Genomic DNA, 19,354 nt, shown 5'->3' on the forward strand with positions numbered 1-19,354 from the left:
CCAAGAAACCGGCAAGAAACCGGAAAAGGTCAGGAAAAGGCCATGTGTGGAAATCTTCCTGCCCCCTGAAAAAGCGGGGCTGGAGAACGGTTTACAACGGCAGTTCCGGCTCCCGCCTCGCGTTGCGCCTTGCTGTCGTGGCCGCCGCCGAGGTGCTCGAGCGCACAAAGCTCCAGCGGACGGAGGAGGCAGTCCGCGAATCCTGCCGGATCACGATCTGGGCGGTGCGGCGGGGGCCGTCATTGCCGGCCAGGAATACGCTGTCTTCGAGGTCGACCTTGTCGTCGAGCGCCTCGAAGGTCCAGACGTCGCGGTTGGGCAGCACCAGCATCACGCCGCGCGCGTCGCTGAGCCGGCTCGCTTTCACCGACGGGTGCAGGTGAAACCGCACCGCGAAGTCGGTCTCGTTGCCCTTGATCCGCGCGCCCGGCGCCGGCGACAGGGTGTCCTCGCCGTCGAGCCGCGTGCCGTCATTGGCGGCCATCAGCACCCGGCGATGCACGACGCCAAACCGCGGCAGGTAGCCGTCATGCGACGTGGTCAGGAGATCACCGTTCGCCACCACCTCGCGATAGCTTTCCACGGTGGCGGGACCGCTGACGATCGGCGAGCCCTGCAGCAGCCGCTTCATCGCCGACTGTTCGACGAACCGGCAGGACGACGTCTCGTGATAGGTCAGGGTCGAATGCGCCGCCGTGCTGCGCGCAAAGGTGCGCCAATTGTCGCGGCCGGTCGACGGCATCCCGCAATTGATCACGATCCGGCTCGGCCCGGAGGACAGTTCAAACGCCAGGCAGCCGGCATGGGCGTCCTGGCTGACATTCGGCGGCGGCGGCGGACCGGTGTCCATGATGACAGTCATCGCGCCGGCATCGAGGCGCTGAAAGCCGGTATGCGGCATGTGCGCCATCGGCACGCCATGGGTGTCGTCATAGGCGAGCAAGGTCGCCACCAGGTCGGACGGCGCGCTGCTCATGCCGTTGAACAGCGCAAAGCTGCCGTCGCCGTGACGGAAGAAGCGCAGCATCGGCATCATGCGGTCGATCGCGTTGAGCAGCGCCGGCGGCGGCGCGATGTTGCGTGCGGCGAAGGTCTGACGCAGCGGCAGCAGGTCGCTGAGCAGCTCGACCAGCGCGCCGGGATTGCGCGAGATGTGTCCGCCATCGGGAAGGATCTGCCGCTGCAGCTCGTCGGAAAGTTTCCGCGTCGCGGTGCGGATATGCCGTGCCTGGTTGGCGAGGCACAGCGAGGCGTAACACAGCGCGATCAGGACCTGCAGCCGCGGCACGCCGTCGGCGATATCGAACATCGCAAAGCGCAGATAGCGGATTTCGCGCGCCAGCCCCCGCAGATATTTCCGGTAGAATTTTCCGTCGGTATCGCCGAGCACCAATGGGGCCTGCGACAACAGCGAGATCACGCGCCGCGCCAGCACGTCTGCGCGGCGTTCGAGCGGCCGGCTGCGCGCCGGATTCGAAAGCCAGTCGTCGACCAGCGAGCGCGCATTGGCGCGGGTCAGCGCGGTATCGGCGGCGCGCAGATGCCGCAGCCAGCCGAAGCCGAGCAGCGCCACTTCCCAATCTTCCGAGGGCGGCTCGAGATCGAAGATCGAGCGTCCATGGCAGGTCACGATCTTGCCGGCGAACACGAAGCGGCCGGCATAGATTTCGGCCGCGCGGGTGGCGTCCGCGGTCCGCAGATCGTGCGGCGCGATGATCAGCCGATCGGTACGGCCCGGCCACAGCCGCGACAGCGCCACCGTGCCGCCGCTGGCGCGCGCGAGTACGCTCCGCGCAAAGCGGCCTGCGATCAGCGTCGAGATGCGTCTGCGTTGAGCGACCGACACGCCTAACCTTGGGGGAGGAGGATCTTGTGGCGAATCCTTTTAATCCGGAAACGCCGACAAGACACCACCTTGAAACCCCGCGAATCACCTGGGTGTCGCAAAATTCCGGTGTAAAATCAGGATTTAACCAGCCGCGCCGCGTAAAATCCATCCAGCCCGCCGAGCCGTGGGTCGGCGTGGTGGGGCAAATGGCAGGGCAGGGTGCGCAGGTCGCCGTCCGGCGTGATGATTTCGGTCAGGCCCGCAATCTCGCCGGCCTCGATCGGCGCGCGGCGCACCGAAGGCTCGGTGGCCAGCAGCGCCGCCACCGCCTGCTCGCCTTCTTCCGGCTCCAGCGAACAGGTGCAATAGACCAGCGTTCCGCCCGGCTTGAGCAGCGTCACGGCCTTCTGCAGCAATCGTTTTTGCAAGGCCGTCAGCGCCGCGATGTCGGTCTCCTGCCGCAGCCAGGCCACGTCGGGATGGCGGCGGATGGTGCCGGTCGAGGTGCAGGGCGCGTCGATCAGGATGCCGTCGAAACCGCCCTGGCTCGGCCACTCGGCCGCATCGGTCACGACCGTCTCGGCTTGCAGCGAAAGCCGCGTAAAATTGTCGCGCAGCCGCGCCATCCGCGCCGGCGAACGGTCGACCGCAACGACGCGGGCGCCGCCGAGCGCCAACTGCGCGGTTTTGCCGCCGGGCGCGGCGCAGAGGTCGACGATGGTTCTGCCGCTGACGTCACCGAACAACCGCGCCGGCAACGCGGCGGCGGCGTCCTGCACCCACCAGTGCCCCTCGGTGAAGCCCGGCAGCATCGTCACCGATCCCTGCAGCAAGGTGCGCACGGTTCCAGTCGACAGCGTTTCGCCGTGCAGGCGGGTTGCCCATTGCGGCGGGTCGGATTTCACGGTGATGTCGAGCGACGGCTCATGGCCGATCGCGAGCGCCATCTCGCGCGCGGAGGCTTCGCCATAATGCGCGATCCAGCGCGCCAATAGCCAGGGCGGAATATCCAGCGTCTGCGCCTTGACCTCGTCGATCAGCGGTTGCCCCTCGCGCGCGCAACGGCGCAGCACTGCGTTGACGAGACCGGCATATTTGGCGGCCCTGCGGTCCGATTGCACCAGCCGCACCGAGAGATCGACGGCGGCATGATCGGGCACATCCATCCAGAGAATCTGCGCAGCCCCGATCAGAAGCGCGCTCTGCGCGCGCGGCGCGTCGGTCGGGATGCCGCGATCGAGCAGCCGTGACAGCACGTGACCCAGCGTGCCGAGCCGCCGCAGGATCGTCGCCACCAGACGCCGCATCAGCGCGCGGTCGCGATCGGCCAGCGACTTCAGGCCGGGATGGGCGCCGGTGCCATCGAGCTGATCGTCGAGAGTGCGGTGTTTGTGCAGCACGCCGTCGAGAATGTCGGCGGCGATCCGTCGCGCCGCGAGGCCGGGCACTTCGGCAGGAACTGCAAATCTTGAAGGAGGCATGGCGCGGGAATATCTCGGAAGGTGCTGAGCAGGGTTTCGGCGCATGCCATTGAAATGAGAAACAGCTTTGGCATGCGAATATGCCAAATGTAAGAATCGCCCCGACTATTTCACGATTGTGATGCGATCTCGGCGCTCCTACTTGAGATACACATTATGCTGCCGGATTATGCTGCCGGAAAGTTTGAGATGACCGACGATCCCTCCTCATCTCCCGCCGCGGAACGCAAGCCGCTGACACCGGCCGCGCAGCGTGCGCTCGCCGAAGCCGAAGCGCGGCGCAAGGCCGCCGAGGCAAATGCAAAACCTCAGCCGAAGGAGTTTCAGGGTCCAAACGGCCCGGAGCCGACCCGCTATGGCGATTGGGAGCGAAAAGGCATCGCCTCGGATTTTTGAGTGCGAATCGGTCCTTGCCGCCGGCGCGACTCAGTTCTAGTCTGGGAATATGTCCCCATATGAGAGAATAAATACTCATCGACCGCCCCTGAGCCGGGGACCCTGGCGGCGCCGGTTTTCGGCAGCGTTGCCCTGGGTGTTCGTGCTCGGCGTCGCGGCGGGGACCATGCTGCCGGTGCGGCGCTGGATCCATTTACCTGTCCCGCATTCGGCCAATGGCCTACCCGGGCAGGATTCCGAAATAATCTGGCGGCGCGCCGGCAATCCGGATGTCCGCCACCCCGTCGATGTGATCCGGACCATCGATGGCGATACGTTCGAGGCGCGGGTGCATGTGGGACCCGGCCTCGACCTGACCACGCGGGTCCGCTTACGCGGTATCGACGCGCCGGAGCTGAAAGCGGCCTGTCCACAGGAATTGCAAATGGCCGAGGCCGCGAGCGATGCCCTGCGCGGCCTGCTCGGCGAGGGCGAAGTCACGATCTTCAATATCGGCCCGGACAAATATCAAGGCCGTGTCGTTGCCGATGTCGCCACCAGAAGGACCGGGAATGTTTCAGCCGCGCTGCTGGCTTCCGGTCATGCCCGCAGCTACACCGGCGGCCGCCGCAGCGGCTGGTGCGCGAACGCTGGCCGGTAAAAATAAAAAGCCGCGCTGTGGCACGGCTTGCATCCTACGTCGTCATTCCGGGGCGCGAGTGAAACGAGCGAACCCGGAATCTCGAGATTCCCCGATGCGCAATTGCGCATCTGAGGTCTGGTCCTTCGGACCATCCCGGAATGACGAGATCAGCGCGTGACCGTCACGGTCGTGCCGACCGAGACGCGCTGATAGAGGTCGGTGATGTCGTCGTTCAGCATGCGGATGCAGCCGTACGACACGAAGCCGCCGACCGAGCCCGGCATGTTGGTGCCGTGGATGGCGTATTCGCCACCGGCGAGCGTCATGGCGGCGACGCCCATCGGGTTGCGCGGCGATCCGCCGGGGATCACGTCCGGCATGTTCGGCTTGTCGTGCTTGACTTCCCGCGGCGGCGACCAGGCCGGGTTGCGGTATTTGCCGTCGATCTGGGTGGTGCCGGCCCACTGCTTGCCGGACTTGCCGACGCCGACCGGGTACCGCATGGCGTGACCGGAATCGAGAATGAGATAAAGCCTGCGCTCGTTGGTCTTCACCACGATCGTGCCTGGCGTGTAATCGCCGTGAACGCCGACCATTTCCGGCCGCGCTTCGGCCGCCGCCGACATCAACACGGCAGCCCCGATGGTGGCAGCCAGCGCCACCGCAATCCTCATCGACATCAGTCTCTCCAGTTTCCCAACCGCCCCTCTCGGGGGCCCTCAAATTTCACGCAAACCCAAAGGAAATGCCGGTTTGCCGTCTCACCCGCGCAATATTAACCGCGTGTATTAACCGGGTTGTTTCGACACCCGGTCCGAGACTCGTTTCGATGGGAGCAGGAGAGGAAATGTTCGAATTAAAGTAAATGACTTGAAAACAACACTCGTCGGGAAACGTGCCGGCCGGGGGCCGATGGTCCTGACGATTGCGCGAGCATTCAAACCGCCGGCGGCAGGAGCAAGGCTCCCGCCGCACGGCGATCGATTCAACCCGGACAGGCGCTGCCCCGTCTTTTTTGTTAACGCGTTTTCTTTACGCGAACCGGTGTCCACCCCGGATCAAGTCCGGGGCAGGCTTTCGCTCGAAAACGCTCTATCCCAGCGTTGCCACCAGCTGTTTTACGTTGGGCACGCCGAGGCCGGTCACCATGTCGTATCCGCGGCCGGCATTGAACGCCCCGTTGCTGCCATCGGTGACGTCGCGGAAATTGGCGCTGCCCGATAATTTGTAGATCTGCGGAGGCAGGAAGGTGAGCGCCGGCTTGCCGGTGCTGGCCCGCGCTTCGTTGATCAAGGCGCAGAATCCGGCCCACACCGGCGTACTCCAGCTCGTTCCGCCGATCTGCCGTCGAACGCCGTGCAGGATCACGCAGGCTCCGGTATTCGGATCGGCGGCGAGGCTGACGTCCGGCACCAGGCGTTCGTTGCCATTAGGCACGCCCGCTCCCTGTTGCCAGGGCTGACGGATGAAGACACCGCTGCGTCCGCCACCGCTGCCGACCCAGGCCGTTTCGCTGTCGACGCTGCCGTCGGGCGCCAGGTTGAGGGTGGTGCCTCCGACGGCGATCACGTTGATGTCGGAAGATTCATATTCGACCTGGGTGGGGCCGCCCGAACTGTGCCCGGTGACGTCGGGATTCGAACCGGCATCGCCGCTGGCGACGAAGACATTGACCCCGGACGCCGCCAATCGCAGGAATTTTTGCGATTGAGCCTTGATCTCGTCGGGGGCCATGAATGTTTCGCCCAAGCCCAGGCTGATCGAGAGCTGGCGCATCCCGGGTTCGGTGGCGAGGTCGGTAATGATGCGGTCAAGCGCGCTGTCGAGATCGGCGAATGACAGCGTGCCGCTGGCATAGATCTTGATCTTGGCTCCCGGCGCGATGCCCGAGGTCCACTGCGCATCGAGGGTTTCCTCGCCTTCCTGCGGCGGCATGCTGACGCCGTTGACGTTGATCATCTCGATTTGCTTGATGGTGGTCTTCAGTCCGTTCAGCTTCCAGAATGCCTTCAGGTCCGCAGCCGTCGGAAACGTATCGATCAGGATCGCGATGGTCTGGCCCTTGCCGGTGACCGAAAGCCCGTCGGCGTTATAGGCCTTCAATATTTCAGACACGAGATATCCGTCCTGAACGGAGGCGGTTGCGGCGGGGGCCGCGGCCTTGGCTTTGCCACCGGTCTTGGCAGTCTTCTTGGTCGCGCCGCGTTTGGTGTGGCGAAGCGGCGCGGTCACGCCGCTTTGCGGGGTGCAGATGCGGAATTGTTTGTGCGCGCGCCGGAACGGCTGCAGCCCGACGATCGCGCTGACGTTCTTTCCGACATCCGCTGGCAGGCTGGGGGCGTTTTGCGCCGCCGTGTAGGTGATGCCGTCCTTGGTGACGCGCACCATGTTGACGTTGAGGCTCTTCTGGATCTGGTCGACCGTGCCATGCGCGTAAAGGCTGGTTCGGTCCGCAGAAATCTTGTCGACCTTGAAGCCCTCGGATTTCAACCAGGAGGCAAGGGCCTTTGCGTCGGCAGGGTCGGCAGAGAAATTCTTGGCGATGTCTTGCGGCGACGCCACTTTCCCCTCCGCAACCATCTGCTGCAGCTTGGCTTGTGCATCGGTGGGGATCGCGAGCGAAAAAACGACCTTCATCTGCTCTGTTTTATTTTCGGGCTTGGCGGCGGCCACCATGAGACCAAGATGGGTGGGGCCTTCTGCAGCTGGGAGCGGAGTAACGCTGTCTGAAAAAACTTTTCGGCCGTCGGCCATGATAATTCTCCTCTGGGTTGGGGGCGGGAGACAGGCAAATAATACAACGCGAGATTGCGCGAAACAATCGCTAACGCGGGTTGTGCTTCGTCTGGCGCTGCAACTATTCGACGCGGGCGAGCATCATCGATGCGACCGGAACCGGTGTCGCCGGCAGCCGAGCAGCATACCGCACACTATTTTTTGTCAGGGCCCGCCACAGGTCACGTCGAGCGGACGCGAACGCCGCGGCACGATAAAGGCCGCGGCGCAGAGACGGTCACGCGCCCGCATGAACTCTCACGGCGGAAAGCCGTGCGGCCGGAAGCCCGTCCAACAGAAAACGCGAAGCTCGGTTCTGATGCGATCGGAACCGATCGGGCTCTAAACCGCAGCCCCCTTCTTGTTCTGCCGGTTCTGCACGAGATCATCGACCACGGCAGGATCGGCCAAGGTCGAGGTGTCGCCGAGGCTGGACGGTTCATCCTCCGCGATCTTGCGCAGGATGCGGCGCATGATCTTGCCCGAGCGCGTCTTGGGCAGGCCCGGCGCAAATTGAATGAGATCCGGCGAGGCGATCGGGCCGATATCCTTGCGCACCCACGCCACCAGTTCCTTGCGCAGCGCTTCGGTCGGCTGCTGGCCGGTCATCAGCGTGACATAGGCATAGATGCCCTGGCCCTTGATGTCGTGGGGGTAACCGACCACGGCCGCTTCCGAGACGGCTTCATGCGCCACCAGCGAGCTTTCGACTTCGGCGGTACCCATGCGATGGCCGGAAACGTTGATGACGTCGTCGACGCGGCCGGTGATCCAGTAATAGCCGTCGGCGTCGCGGCGGCAGCCGTCGCCGGTGAAATATTTGCCCTTGTAGGTCGAGAAGTAGGTCTGCTCGAAGCGGGCGTGGTCGCCATAGACCGTGCGCATCATCCCCGGCCATGACTTGGCAATGCAGAGATTGCCCGATGTTTCGCCCTCCAGCACTTTGCCGTCGGCATCAACGATTTCCGGCACCACGCCGAAGAACGGCCGCGTCGCCGAGCCCGGCTTGAGTTTCGTAGCACCCGGCAGCGGCGTGATCAGAATGCCGCCGGTTTCGGTCTGCCACCAGGTATCGACGATCGGGCAACGCTCGTCGCCGACTACGCGGTGATACCATTCCCAGGCTTCCGGATTGATCGGCTCGCCGACCGAACCCAGCAATCGCAGAGATTTGCGCGAGGTCTTCTTCACCGGCTCGTCGCCGCCCTGCATCAGCGCGCGGATCGCGGTCGGCGCGGTGTAGAAGGTGTTGACCTTGTGCTTGTCGACGACGCTCCAGAACCTGGAATTATCAGGGTAATTCGGCACGCCCTCGAACATCAGCGTGGTGGCGCCGTTGGCCAGCGGCCCATAGAGGATGTAGCTGTGGCCGGTGACCCAGCCGACGTCGGCGGTGCACCAGTAGACGTCGCCGTCGTGATAGTCGAACACGTATTGATGCGTCATCGCCGCGAACACCAGATAGCCGGCTGAGGTGTGCAGCACGCCCTTGGGCTGGCCGGTCGAGCCCGACGTATAGAGAATGAACAGCGGATCTTCCGCGTGCATGTGTTCGCAGGGACATTCCGTCGTCACCACCTTGGCGGCGTCGTGATACCAGAGGTCGCGCGACAGTTTCATGTCGACGGCAGCGCCGGTGCGCTTGACCACAATGACCCAGTCGACGTCGCCGGCCTTTTCCAGCGCCGCATCGACGTTGGCCTTCAGCGGCACCTTCCTGCCGCCGCGCAGTCCCTCGTCGGCGGTGATGACCACCTTGGACTGGCAATCGGTGATGCGCTGGGCCAGGCTGTCGGGCGAGAAGCCGGCGAATACCACGGAATGGATCGCGCCGATCCGCGCGCAGGCCAGCATCGCGTAGGCGGCCTCCGGGATCATCGGCAGATAGATCGTGACGCGGTCACCCCGCTTGACGTTGCGGGTGCGCAGGATGTTGGCCATCCGGCAGACCTCGTCGTGCAATTGCCGGTAGGTGATGTGCTTCGACTGCGAGGGATCGTCGCCTTCCCAGATGATCGCGGTCTGGTCGCCGCGCTTCTCGAGATGCCGGTCGATGCAGTTCCAGGCAACGTTCAGGACGCCGTCCTCGAACCATTTGATCGAGATGTTGCCGGGGGCGAAGGAGGCGTTTTCGACCTTGTGGAAGGGCTTCATCCAGCCGATACGCTTGGCCTGCTCGGCCCAGAAGCCATTGGGATCCAACACCGAGCGGGCATACATTTCGCGGTACTTGGCGTCGTCGACGAAGGCGCGCTTGGCCCAGTCCGCGGACACGTCATAGATTTTCTCAGTCATCGGTCCCCTCCACTCGTTGCGGCGCCGAACCAGCGACGGCCGCAAGCCGTTTTGATCGTTACGACGATTATGCGTCGCTAGGCGATCCCCGGACAAGGCGGAAACGTCTCCGACCTTGGTCCGGGGCAACCCTCCCAGTCCCGGTTTCACCTGACCCGGCAATCACGATCGCGTTTTGACCCACCTCAAAAATCAACGTTATCGAGCGAATGGCTCCATGACCGGTACCTAATAACCGTTACTAGTCGAATCGTGACTCGCAATGACGCCGGTTACCCCCTAAATGGCGAACCCGGGGCCCGGCGGCCCTCCGGAACCAAGCCACAACAACAGGCATTACCGGACGAACAGGCGGAGCAAGGCGTCAACGAGCATGATGGATCAGCTGAATTTCGAGGCTACGCGGCCCGTTTCCGCCGATCCTGCCGTGGCTCTGGCGGACGCGCTTGGCCAACTGCCCAAGGCCTCCGCAACCAAGTCCCAGATCGCCGCCAAGACATCGGTCGAGGCGCTGGCCAGCGAACACGGCCTCACGCTCGGCGACCAGAACGAACTCACCATCCGCCGCATCAAGCGCGGAAAGAGCTATTCATTCATTCGGGCCAACGGCACCCCGATCCGTCACGTCGGCACCATCCGCCGCCTGAACTCGATGGCGGTTCCCCCGGCCTATAAGGACGTGCGCTATTCGCCGGATCCGAATTCGCATCTGCAGGCGGTCGGCCTCGATGCCGCGGGCCGGCTGCAATACCGCTATCATGCCGATTGGGAAAAGGTCCGCGAGCACCGCAAGGCGCATCGCCTGGCCAAGCTGGTCGCGGCACTGCCGAAGATTCGCCGTCACGTCTCGATGCACCTGTCGGGTGACGAGCCGACGCGCGAATTCGCGCTGTCGGCGGTGATCGAACTGATCGCGCGCACCGCGATCCGGCCGGGCAATGAATCCTATGCCCGTCTCAACGGCACCCGCGGCGCCACCACGATGTTGAAGTCCAACGTCACGCTGGAAGACGATAGCGTGGTGCTGACCTTCAAGGCCAAGGGCGGCAAGGCCGTACGCAAGGAATGCGACGCGGCCAAGCTGGTGCGCGCCATCGGTATCCTGCGCGGCGTGCCGGGCAAGCGGATGTTCCAGTACCGCGACAATTCCGGCACCGTGCGCGCGGTCTCGACCACGACGGTGAACGGGTTCCTGCGCGAGATCGCCGGCATCAAGATTTCGCTGAAGGACTTCCGCACCCTGATGGCGTCCGCGGTGGTGCTGGAATCGTTGTCGCGGATTTCGCCCGCGGCCAGCGCCCGCGGCCGCAAGAAGCAGGTGCTGGACGCCGTTCGCGCCGCAGCGGATGAGCTGTCGAATACGCCCGCGATCTGCCGCAAGAGCTACGTCCACGACACCATCGTCACCGCCTTCGAGGACGGCATCCTCGAGCGTTTCGCGGCGACGATGAAGGGCTACCGTTCGCAGTCGAAGCGCGAGGCGCTGTTGGCGCAGGTCGTGACGGCGGCTGCGGCGTAACAGACTTCCTCCGTCATTGCGAGGAGCGCTTGCGACGAAGCAATCCAGTCCTCGCTTCGTGCCAAGTTGGATTGCTTCGCGGAGCCTGTCATCGGGCGCGCGTTCGCGCGACCCGGTGGCTCGCACAGTTACAATCCACCCATCTTGCAGACCATCTTCCACTCTTCCGCCGTGACCGGCTGTACCGACAGCCGTGAATATTTCACCAGCGCCATGGCGGCGAGCTTCTTGTCGGCCTTTATCGCGGCCATCGTCACCGGCGTCTTCAGTGGCTTGTCGGCCTTGATGTCGACGCACACGAATTTGCCTGTCTTGTCGGTCGGATCGGGATAGGCCTCCTTGATGATCTCGGCGATCCCGACGATCTCCTTGCCTTCGTTGGAATGATAGAAGAAGGCGCGGTCGCCCTTCTTCATGTTCACGAGATTCTGCCGGGCGGTGAAATTGCGCACCCCGGTCCAGGCCTCGCCCTTGGCGCCCTTTGCAACCTGCTGGTCCCACGACCAGGTCGACGGTTCGGATTTCACCAGCCAGTACGCCATCGTCACTCCTCCGCCTTGAACGGCCGCGTCAGCAGGCCTTCGATCGCGGCGTCGATCGTTATCTTCCCGCTCAAGATCGCCGCCACCGCATTTGATACCGGCATATCGACATCTTGCGAAGCCGCCAGTTCGACCAGTACGGGTGCGGTGAATTCACCCTCCGCGAGTCTCCCGGGCGCCGGCCGTTCGCCGCGCCCGAGCGCGATGCCGAGCGCAAAGTTGCGCGATTGCGGACTGGAGCAGGTCAGGATCAGGTCGCCCAACCCCGATAATCCCATCAGCGTCTCGCCGCGGGCGCCGCAGGCGCGCCCAAGCCGGGCGAGTTCGCTGAAACCGCGCGTGGTCAGCGCCGCCAGCGCCGAGGCGCCGAGTTTGCGCCCCGAAACGATCCCGGCGGCGATCGCCAGCACATTCTTCGCAGCGCCGCCGATCTCGACGCCGCGGACATCTGACGTGTGATAGGGCCGGAATGTCGACGAGCCCAGCGCCTGCACCAGCGCGCGCGCGAGCGCTTCATCCGGTGCCGCCAACGTCACCGCCGTGGGAAGCCCGCGCGCCACGTCCTCTGCAAAGCTCGGCCCCGAAAGGATCGCGGGTGTGGCGTGCGGCGCGGTTTCCGCGATCACCTCGGTCATGAATTTATGGGTGCCGCGTTCGATGCCCTTGGCGCAGGCGATCACCGGCGTTTCCTGCTTCAGCAGCGGCGCCAGTGCGGTCGCCGCTTCGCGCAGATTCTGTGCGGGCGTCGCGATCAGGATAATTTCGGCGCTGGCGGCGGCGGCGATCCGGTTGGTGACCTCGATACGCTCGTCGAGGCGCATGTCCGGCAGGCGCGGATTTGCATGCCCGGATTTCATCCGGGCGGCGATTTCGGCATTGCGTGCATAGAGCACGACCTTGCGTCCCGCGCGCGCGGCGACCCCGGCCAGCGCCGTCCCCCAGGCGCCGGCACCGATGACGCCTACCGATTCGTACGCCATCGACCAGATCTCCCGTTAAAATCCGGCCCTTGTGTTGCCATAACCCGCCGGCGCCGTGGCGTTGGCGTCGAGCAGCCAGCGGGCGCGCGGTGGCGCGTCCATGGTATCGGTCAGTCCGAGCGCCATCCGCTCCGCCCCGGCCCAGGCGATCATCGCGCCATTGTCGGTGCAGAGGGCCGGTGGCGGAATGATCAGCGTGGTCTCGGCCTTGGCGGCAACGTCCTGCAGCGCGTCGCGGATGGCGTGATTGGCGGCAACCCCACCGGCGGCGACCAGCGCGCGCGGCGGTCCGAACTGTTCGTGAAACAACCGCAAGCCAACGCTCAACCGGTCGGCGGTTGATTCCAGCACCGCGGCCTGAAAGCTGGCGCAGAGATCGCTGATGTCTTGCGGCTCCAGCGGCTGCAACCTGGAGGCCTCGTTACGCACTGCGGTCTTCAATCCCGATAGCGAGAAATTCGCGTCCGGGCGCCCGAGCATCGTCCGCGGAAAGGCGAATCGTTTTGGGTCGCCGCCGCTGGCGGCGCGTTCGACCTCCGGTCCGCCGGGATAGGGCAGCGACAGCATTTTCGCCACCTTGTCGAAGGCTTCCCCCATGGCGTCGTCGACGGTGGTGCCGAGCCGCACATATTTGCCGACGCCGACCACCGCCACGATCTGGGTGTGGCCGCCGGAGGCCAGAAACAGACAATAGGGAAACGCCAGCGCGCAGGTCAGCCGCGGCGTCAGCGCGTGGGCCTCGAGATGGTTCACCGCGATCAGCGGCGTATCATGCACCATCGCGATCGCCTTCGCCGTGGTGAGACCGACGATCACGCCGCCGATCAGGCCGGGACCGGCAGCGGCTGCCACTGCCGACAATTGCGCAAAGCCTGTGCCTGCTTCCTTCATGGCGCTGTCGACAATGCCGTCGAGCAGATCGACATGGGCGCGCGCCGCGATCTCCGGCACCACGCCGCCGAAACGGGCGTGCTCGGAAGTCTGCGAACGCACGATATTGGACAGGATTTTGCCGCTGCCGTCGCTCTGGCGCTCGACCACGGCGGCGGCGGTCTCGTCGCAGGTGGTCTCGATCCCCAGCACCAGCATCGGCGTGTCGTTACCCAATTTCGGCCCTTGTGCTATCGGTTAAAGCAACGCTTCCGTAACCAGCGGAGCGTTTTCGAGCGAAGTGGATCCCGGTTCGCATAGCAATCAAGTTTACGCAGATTGCGTAGACTTATCTGCGGTAGAAAACGCGTCAAAAAAGATAAAGGCTAGTCCCTGATCGGTTCTGACCCGATCAGGAACTAGCATTACGAGGTCTCAAAGTGCAATCGTCCGGTAGGGCTGAAGTTTTGTCGGCGGAGATCTGAGACATGGCGGTTCTCGTCACGCGCCCGCATCCGGACGATGAGGCCACGGCCAACGCCCTTCGCGCCAGGGGCTTTGGGGTGCTGCAGGCGCCGATGCTGCGGTTCGCAGCCGTCCCGTTCCAGGATGATGCGGACGCGCGCTACGGCGCCGTCATCGTCACCAGCGCCAACGCATTGCGCGCGATCGAGCCTCAGCTCAAGGGCAGCCGGTTGCTCGAACTGCCGCTGTTTGCCGTCGGAGAACATACGGCGTCGGCGGCGCGCAGCGCCGGATTCGGCCAGGTGATCGCGGCCAAGGGCGATGCTGCGGCGTTGCGCGAACTCGTGCTGGCCGCCGTGAAGTCAAAACAATTGAAGGGCGGCAGCACGCTTTTGTATCTGGCCGGCGCCGATCTCGCCCGCGATCTCGCCGGCGAATTGGGCGAAAAAGGCTTTACCGTCGTTACCCACACCACCTATCGGATGATTCCGGTGCCCAGCCTGCCGCGCGAGGTGTGTGACGCTTTCGTGGCGAACGAGGTCGAGGCGGTGCTGCATTACTCGCGTCGAAGCGCCCGCGCATTTTTGGACGCGGCGCGGACCGGCGGCCTCGAAATATCGGCCTTGGCGCTGCCGCAATACTGCATTTCCTCTGCCGTTGCCTCCATCCTTCGCGACGCCGGCGCCACCCAGGTCACGGTAGCGGCGTCCACCGACGAAAATGCCCTGTTCGAAGCCCTGGGCCGTGCTTTGCGGCCCTGATCGGGCGCAATTGGTCTATTTGCGCATGATCTTGCCCCAAATCCGGTGCCCACTTTCGAAAGTTCATGCTCTAAAACGACCTGCCGAAAAAGATTTGCCGATTCTGCTAGAGTTCTGAGCGTCCAACTGCTGAGGAAACCGCTGCGATGGTCGATGACAGGCCCAAAGACACTGGATCGCCGCCCGATTCGGGCCGGCCCCGGCGCGAGCCGCCCACGATCGATCTCGACGCCACCGACGTGTCGAGCGAAACGCAGCCTGTCGCCGCCGATGCGACGGCCGAGCCGGCAGCCGAGGCCGCATCGACGTCGCCGGATTCGCCACCAGGTTCCGCGCCGGTTTCTGCACCAATTTCTGCACCAATTTCTCCCTGGATCGTCGCACCGGTCTCGGGCGCCGTCGCGGCCGCGCTGGTGATCGGCGTCGGCTGGATGCTGGGATGGCCCGCGGTCCAGCCGGCCTCACCGGCCGCGCCGCAACTCAATGCCGCCGCCGTCGACGATCTCACCGCCCGTGTCGCCGGCCTCGAGTCCAAAACCGGCAAGCCCGCCGCCGATCCCGCGGCCGCCGCGCGCGTTGAATCTTTGGAAAAGTCACTTGCCGCGCTGCGCGGCGAACTGGCAGCGTCCCGCGCGCAAGGCGAAAAGCTTGCTGCTGCCGTCAACGACGTCAAGGCCGCGCCGCGCGCCGGTGGCCCGTCGCCGGATCTTTCCGGGATTAACGACCGCATCGCCAAAATCGAAGGCGCCGTGCGGGCGCAAACCGCCGAGATTGCGGACACCAAGGCCGCCGACGCCAGGCCGGCCGATGATGTGACACTCCGCCGCGTCGTGGCGGCTGCCTTGCTCGACGTTCTGGTTCGGAGCGGCGATCCCTATCCGGTGGCGCTGGCGGCGGCAAAATCGCTGGCGCCCGATACCAAGGCGCTGAATCCGCTCGACGACTTTGCGGCCAAGGGCGTGCCGAGCGCCGCCAGGCTCAGCGGCGAATTGCTGGCGCTGGTGCCGAAACTGTCGTCGACGCTGCCGCCGGACAACGCCACGACTGGCTCGGGAATCGTCGAGCGTCTGCAGGCCGGCGCCGCCAAGCTGATCCGCATCGAGCGAACCGACACTGTCGGCAGCGATCGCGGCGCCGTGCTGGCGCGGGCGACCAAGGCCGCGCTGCGAAACGATTCCAACGAAGCCAGGCGCGAGTTGATGACGCTTGCGCCGGCCGATCGCGCCGATGCCCAATCATGGCTGGACATGGCCGATGCCCGCGACGCGGCGCTGGCCGCATCCCGTCAATTCGCGGCTGACGCCATGGCTGCGTTCGCCAAACCGGCGCAATAAGGATTTCGATGGTCCGGATCATTCTGTTTCTGGTGCTGATCGCGCTCGCAGCCTTCGGCGCCGCCTGGGTTGCCGAGCAGACCGGCGATGTCGTGCTGTCCTGGGGCGGCACCAAGATCACGACCACGCTGCCGGTGTTCATATTGGCGCTCGGCGTTACCGTGGTTGCAGCCGTGATGGTGTGGGCGATCCTGCGCGGATTGTGGCGCACGCCTGAGCGTATCCGGCGCGGCCGGCGCGAGCGGCGTCACGCCCGCGGCCGGAATGCGATCACGCAAGGCTTGCTGGCGATCGGACACGGCGATTCCAGCGCTGCCCGGGCGCATGCCGAAGTCGCACGCAAACAGGCCGCGCACGATCCGCTGGCCCTGCTGCTGCACGCGCAATCGGCGCAGCTCGACGGCGACCGCGACGGCGCGCAGCGCGCCTTCCGCGCCATGGCCGAACGCGAAGATACGCGGCTGTTGGGCTTGCGCGGCCTGTTCATCGAGGCGCAGCGCGCCGACGATCCGGTCGCCGCCGTGATGATCGCCGAGGAAGCCCTGAAGCTCGCGCCGTCGTCGTCCTGGGCCTCGCACGCCGTGCTCGGCTTCTGCTGCGCCAAGGGCGACTGGACCGGCGCGCTGACCATCCTCGACAACAACCAATCGTCCGGGCTGATCGACAAGCCGACCTACCGGCGGCAGCGCGGCGTGCTGCTGACGGCGCGCGCGCTGGAACTGCAGAAAGTCGACCGCGACCTGTCGCGCGAGAGCGCGATGGAGGCAATCAAGCTCGCGCCGACGCTGGTGCCGGCTGCGGTGCTGGCGAGCAAGTTCGAGAGCGAGGCGCATCAGGTGCGGCGCTCGATGCGCATCGTCGAAGCGGCGTGGCTGGCGCAGCCGCATCCGGATCTCGCCGATGCCTATGCGCATGTAAAACTCGGCGATTCCGCGCGGCAGCGGCTGGTGCGGGTCGAGACGCTGGCGGCGAAGGCCCCCGGTCATATCGAGGGCGCGCTGGCGATCGCGCGCGCCGCGATCGATGCCTCGGAATTCGCCAAGGCGCGCGCGGCGCTGGCGCCGTTCGTCGCGGCGCCGACGCAGCGGGTGGCGCTGTTGATGGCGGAGATCGAACGCACCGAACATGGCGACAGCGGTCGCGCCCGGGCGTGGACTTTGCGGGCCGTGCGCGCGCTGCACGATCCGGCCTGGACCGCGGATGGCTATGTCTCGGATCGCTGGCGGCCGGTGTCGCCGGTCACCGGGCGCCTTGACGCCTTCCAATGGCAGACGCCGGTGGCGGCACTGCCGTCCGACAAGGGCAGCACGATCGAATCCTCAGCCTTCGAGGAAGCGATGCTGGCGCCGCCCGCGCCGCGGCGCGTCGAGCCGCCGCGCGAGGCCGCTAATGAGCCGGCCGCGACCGTCATCGAGCCCGCTCCTGCGGCCGAACAGGACAATGCGCCGCCGCTCGCCGCCGCCGATCCGGCCCCCGCCGCGGTGGCCACGCCGGCACCTGCGCCTTCCGCAGCGCCCGCCGAATCGGCCCCGGTGACCGCCGCCCCCTTGTTCCGCGCCCGCCAGGATCTGCCCAAGGTGAACCCTTCCAGCATTCCAGCGGTCATTCCCATCGTCCGCGCCCCCGACGACCCCGGGATCGACGAGGACGGCGCCCGCGATGAATTTTCAGAACAAATCGGTCCGCCCAAGGCGCAGGCCGGCGGCTGGCGGGGATTTTTGTCCCGCTGGGGCGGGGAGCCATAGCGTTTTCAAGCGAAGTGGTGCCGGTTCGCGTGAAGAAAACGCGTCAAAACAAAAGTTTAGGGCCTGGGTTCTGATTGGATCAGCATCAATCAGAGCCCAGGCACCCCGTTTTTCTTGCCAATCGGGGCCGTGCCCGATATCAGGTGGCACGCGTTTTCGGGCACTCACCGGACGCTGCGTTTGGTCCGCCGCAATAGCTCAGTTGGTAGAGCACGTCATTCGTAATGACGGGGTCACAGGTTCGAGTCCTGTTTGCGGCACCAGCCTTCTCACACAGCAACATTGGGCCTGCTACCGAGCCGAATTCGTCGCAGGCAACAGACCGCCCAGATACGGTCGCGCGAGCTGGATCATGCCGGCGGCGACGGCTGCGACCGCGGCCAGCAGCAGGAAGAATTCGGCGTGCGAAAAATGCGACCACAGGGCGCCGAGCCAGCCCGCGGCCAGATTTCCCACAAAGCTGGTCGAAAACCATATCCCCATCACGGTGGAGCGCGAGCTCCCGGGTGCGATGTTCGAGATCAGCGATAATCCGATCGGCGAAAAATTCAGTTCCGCGATCGTCAGCACTACAAAATACAACAACAGCCAAAGCCAGCTGGCGTTGGTCGCGCCGCTCAGCAGTGCCGCAGCCGCCATGATCAGATAGGAAGCCGACAACAGCAGGCATCCGAGCACCAGTTTTCCGACCGTCGAAGGCTCGCGTCCCGGCCGCGACCAGAAGGCGATCAAGGGCGGCGTGAACAGGAAGATCATCAGCGGATTGAAGGCCTGAAACCAGGTGACGGGAATTTCGCCGCGCCAGAACAGCAAATTCACCGCGCGGTCGGTCGCGTTTTCCGCCCACAGCGCGATCGTGTTGCCCTGTTGTTCGTAGGCGGCCCAGAACAATGCGGTCGATATGAACAGGATCATCATGCCGAGAAGGGCGGCCCGCAGCCGCGCGACGTCGAGCGGCTCGGGTTTTGCCGGCTCGGGCCTGGTGCGGCTTGCCGGTGCGCGCGGAAGGCCGACGAGATAGGTCACGAGGCCGATCGCCATGCCGATCCCGGCGCTGGCAAATCCGTAGTGCCAGCCGATCTTTTCGCCGAGCGCGCCGCATACCAGCGGCGAGAAGAAGGCGCCGATATTGATGCCGACGTAAAAGATCGAGTAGGCGCGATCCCGGCGACGATCCTCCGGCGCGTAGAGTTCGCCAACCTGGGTTGCGATATTGGGCTTGAACGCGCCATTGCCCAACACCAGCAGGCACAGCGCGAACAGAAAGAGATGTTCCGACGCCATCATGAAATGGCCGGCGACCATCAAGGCCGCGCCGATCACGATCGTCGGTGTCCGGCCGATCAGGCGGTCGGCGAGCATCCCGCCGAAAATCGGCGTCAGATACACAAAGCCGGTGTAAAGGCCGTAGATCTGCGACGCCAATGGCTGGATCTCGAGCGGACCGGACAGTGCCGTGAGCGCACGCTTCAGCTCGGCCAGTCCCAGCACCTTGTCGGCATGCTCCGGCTTTAGGAGATAGTCGACCATGTAGAGAATGAGGAGCGCCCTCATTCCGTAGTAGGAAAACCGCTCCCACATCTCGGTCGCGAACAGGGAAGTCAGCCGCCGCGGATGGCCGAATAGCTCGGCGTCCCGCCCACCCGCACCCGAACGCCCGTCCGTCATTTTGTCCCCGGAATCCCTGTTTGTGTGATCTTTCTCACATAGGCAATTTTGCCGATGCCCTAATTTCCCGATC

General features: G+C 64.9%; 15 protein-coding genes and 1 tRNA gene. 7 read left to right on the plus strand and 9 right to left on the minus strand.

All coding sequences use genetic code 11. From position 1 onward, the window contains the following. Positions 1-91: 91 nt before the first annotated feature. Together V1289_RS21010 and V1289_RS21015 are read right to left on the minus strand one after the other, a co-directional pair. A complete protein-coding gene (locus tag V1289_RS21010) occupies positions 92-1,846 on the minus strand; it encodes a heparinase II/III family protein (RefSeq protein ID WP_334398652.1) in 1,755 nt (584 codons plus the stop codon). A 116-nt stretch (positions 1,847-1,962) separates the two neighbouring features. Then, the gene (locus tag V1289_RS21015) at positions 1,963-3,309 is read right to left on the minus strand and encodes an RsmB/NOP family class I SAM-dependent RNA methyltransferase (protein ID WP_334398653.1); all 1,347 of its coding nucleotides are present in this window, start codon (positions 3,307-3,309) and stop codon (positions 1,963-1,965) included. Between the two features lie 189 nt (positions 3,310-3,498). On the opposite strand from V1289_RS21015, the gene V1289_RS21020 reads away from it, so the two are divergent. Then, complete coding sequence (locus V1289_RS21020) at positions 3,499-3,705, plus strand: DUF1674 domain-containing protein (protein WP_334398654.1); 207 nt, start codon at positions 3,499-3,501, stop codon at positions 3,703-3,705. Positions 3,706-3,754: 49 nt separating this feature from the next. Further along, a complete protein-coding gene (locus V1289_RS21025) occupies positions 3,755-4,345 on the plus strand; it encodes a thermonuclease family protein (protein ID WP_334398655.1) in 591 nt (196 codons plus the stop codon). A 149-nt stretch (positions 4,346-4,494) separates the two neighbouring features. Here V1289_RS21025 and V1289_RS21030 read toward each other — a convergent pair whose 3' ends face one another. The 3 genes from V1289_RS21030 to acs all read right to left on the minus strand — a co-directional run bounded on the left by V1289_RS21030 (position 4,495) and on the right by acs (position 9,397). After that, positions 4,495-5,007: a L,D-transpeptidase gene (locus V1289_RS21030; protein ID WP_334398656.1), complete on the minus strand. Its 513-nt coding sequence runs from the start codon at positions 5,005-5,007 to the stop codon at positions 4,495-4,497. 412 nt (positions 5,008-5,419) lie between these two features. Continuing rightward, on the minus strand, positions 5,420-7,081 hold the full coding sequence (locus V1289_RS21035) for a S53 family peptidase (RefSeq protein ID WP_334398657.1): 1,662 nt from the start codon (positions 7,079-7,081) through the stop codon (positions 5,420-5,422). Positions 7,082-7,444: 363 nt separating this feature from the next. After that, the gene (acs, locus tag V1289_RS21040; protein ID WP_334398658.1) at positions 7,445-9,397 is read right to left on the minus strand and encodes an acetate--CoA ligase; all 1,953 of its coding nucleotides are present in this window, start codon (positions 9,395-9,397) and stop codon (positions 7,445-7,447) included. A 373-nt stretch (positions 9,398-9,770) separates the two neighbouring features. Between acs and V1289_RS21045 the strand changes: the two genes are divergently transcribed. Beyond that, the gene (locus V1289_RS21045) at positions 9,771-10,916 is read left to right on the plus strand and encodes a DNA topoisomerase IB (RefSeq protein ID WP_334398659.1); all 1,146 of its coding nucleotides are present in this window, start codon (positions 9,771-9,773) and stop codon (positions 10,914-10,916) included. Between the two features lie 128 nt (positions 10,917-11,044). Here V1289_RS21045 and V1289_RS21050 read toward each other — a convergent pair whose 3' ends face one another. The 3 genes from V1289_RS21050 to tsaD are packed head-to-tail and all read right to left on the minus strand — an operon-like array spanning position 11,045 to position 13,527. Further along, positions 11,045-11,458: an EVE domain-containing protein gene (locus V1289_RS21050; RefSeq protein ID WP_334398660.1), complete on the minus strand. Its 414-nt coding sequence runs from the start codon at positions 11,456-11,458 to the stop codon at positions 11,045-11,047. Between the two features lie 2 nt (positions 11,459-11,460). Continuing rightward, the gene (locus V1289_RS21055) at positions 11,461-12,438 is read right to left on the minus strand and encodes an NAD(P)H-dependent glycerol-3-phosphate dehydrogenase (protein WP_334398661.1); all 978 of its coding nucleotides are present in this window, start codon (positions 12,436-12,438) and stop codon (positions 11,461-11,463) included. A 15-nt stretch (positions 12,439-12,453) separates the two neighbouring features. Continuing rightward, on the minus strand, positions 12,454-13,527 hold the full coding sequence (tsaD, locus tag V1289_RS21060) for a tRNA (adenosine(37)-N6)-threonylcarbamoyltransferase complex transferase subunit TsaD (protein ID WP_334407583.1): 1,074 nt from the start codon (positions 13,525-13,527) through the stop codon (positions 12,454-12,456). A 269-nt stretch (positions 13,528-13,796) separates the two neighbouring features. Between tsaD and V1289_RS21065 the strand changes: the two genes are divergently transcribed. The 4 genes from V1289_RS21065 (at position 13,797) to V1289_RS21080 (ending at position 17,876) form a co-directional block, all read left to right on the plus strand. Then, on the plus strand, positions 13,797-14,534 hold the full coding sequence (locus V1289_RS21065; protein ID WP_334398662.1) for a uroporphyrinogen-III synthase: 738 nt from the start codon (positions 13,797-13,799) through the stop codon (positions 14,532-14,534). A gap of 146 nt (positions 14,535-14,680) precedes the next feature. Beyond that, positions 14,681-15,868, plus strand: a complete 1,188-nt coding sequence (locus tag V1289_RS21070; protein WP_334398663.1) for a COG4223 family protein — start codon at positions 14,681-14,683, stop codon at positions 15,866-15,868. Positions 15,869-15,876: 8 nt separating this feature from the next. Further along, positions 15,877-17,613, plus strand: coding sequence for a heme biosynthesis protein HemY (locus V1289_RS21075; protein ID WP_334398664.1), 1,737 nt, complete (start codon positions 15,877-15,879; stop codon positions 17,611-17,613). A 187-nt stretch (positions 17,614-17,800) separates the two neighbouring features. Next, positions 17,801-17,876: transfer RNA gene (locus V1289_RS21080), tRNA-Thr, on the plus strand. A 28-nt stretch (positions 17,877-17,904) separates the two neighbouring features. Here V1289_RS21080 and V1289_RS21085 read toward each other — a convergent pair. After that, a complete protein-coding gene (locus V1289_RS21085; RefSeq protein WP_334398666.1) occupies positions 17,905-19,281 on the minus strand; it encodes a peptide MFS transporter in 1,377 nt (458 codons plus the stop codon). Positions 19,282-19,354: the final 73 nt, after the last annotated feature.

This window comes from Bradyrhizobium sp. AZCC 2289 (genome assembly GCF_036924615.1).
GTDB lineage: Bacteria > Pseudomonadota > Alphaproteobacteria > Rhizobiales > Xanthobacteraceae > Bradyrhizobium.

Bases quoted from the DNA above. Each gene is read 5' to 3' on its own strand.
- V1289_RS21035 (WP_334398657.1), bottom strand. From the start codon at position 7,081: ATGGCCGACGGCCGAAAAGTTTTTTCAGACAGCGTTACTCCGCTCCCA.
- V1289_RS21065 (WP_334398662.1), top strand. From the start codon at position 13,797: ATGGCGGTTCTCGTCACGCGCCCGCATCCGGACGATGAGGCCACGGCC.
- V1289_RS21045 (WP_334398659.1), top strand. From the start codon at position 9,771: ATGATGGATCAGCTGAATTTCGAGGCTACGCGGCCCGTTTCCGCCGAT.
- V1289_RS21050 (WP_334398660.1), bottom strand. From the start codon at position 11,458: ATGGCGTACTGGCTGGTGAAATCCGAACCGTCGACCTGGTCGTGGGAC.
- tsaD (WP_334407583.1), bottom strand. From the start codon at position 13,527: ATGCTGGTGCTGGGGATCGAGACCACCTGCGACGAGACCGCCGCCGCC.
- V1289_RS21075 (WP_334398664.1), top strand. From the start codon at position 15,877: ATGGTCCGGATCATTCTGTTTCTGGTGCTGATCGCGCTCGCAGCCTTC.
- V1289_RS21070 (WP_334398663.1), top strand. From the start codon at position 14,681: ATGGTCGATGACAGGCCCAAAGACACTGGATCGCCGCCCGATTCGGGC.
- V1289_RS21025 (WP_334398655.1), top strand. From the start codon at position 3,755: ATGTCCCCATATGAGAGAATAAATACTCATCGACCGCCCCTGAGCCGG.
- V1289_RS21020 (WP_334398654.1), top strand. From the start codon at position 3,499: ATGACCGACGATCCCTCCTCATCTCCCGCCGCGGAACGCAAGCCGCTG.
- V1289_RS21015 (WP_334398653.1), bottom strand. From the start codon at position 3,309: ATGCCTCCTTCAAGATTTGCAGTTCCTGCCGAAGTGCCCGGCCTCGCG.
- V1289_RS21030 (WP_334398656.1), bottom strand. From the start codon at position 5,007: ATGTCGATGAGGATTGCGGTGGCGCTGGCTGCCACCATCGGGGCTGCC.
- V1289_RS21085 (WP_334398666.1), bottom strand. From the start codon at position 19,281: ATGACGGACGGGCGTTCGGGTGCGGGTGGGCGGGACGCCGAGCTATTC.
- acs (WP_334398658.1), bottom strand. From the start codon at position 9,397: ATGACTGAGAAAATCTATGACGTGTCCGCGGACTGGGCCAAGCGCGCC.
- V1289_RS21055 (WP_334398661.1), bottom strand. From the start codon at position 12,438: ATGGCGTACGAATCGGTAGGCGTCATCGGTGCCGGCGCCTGGGGGACG.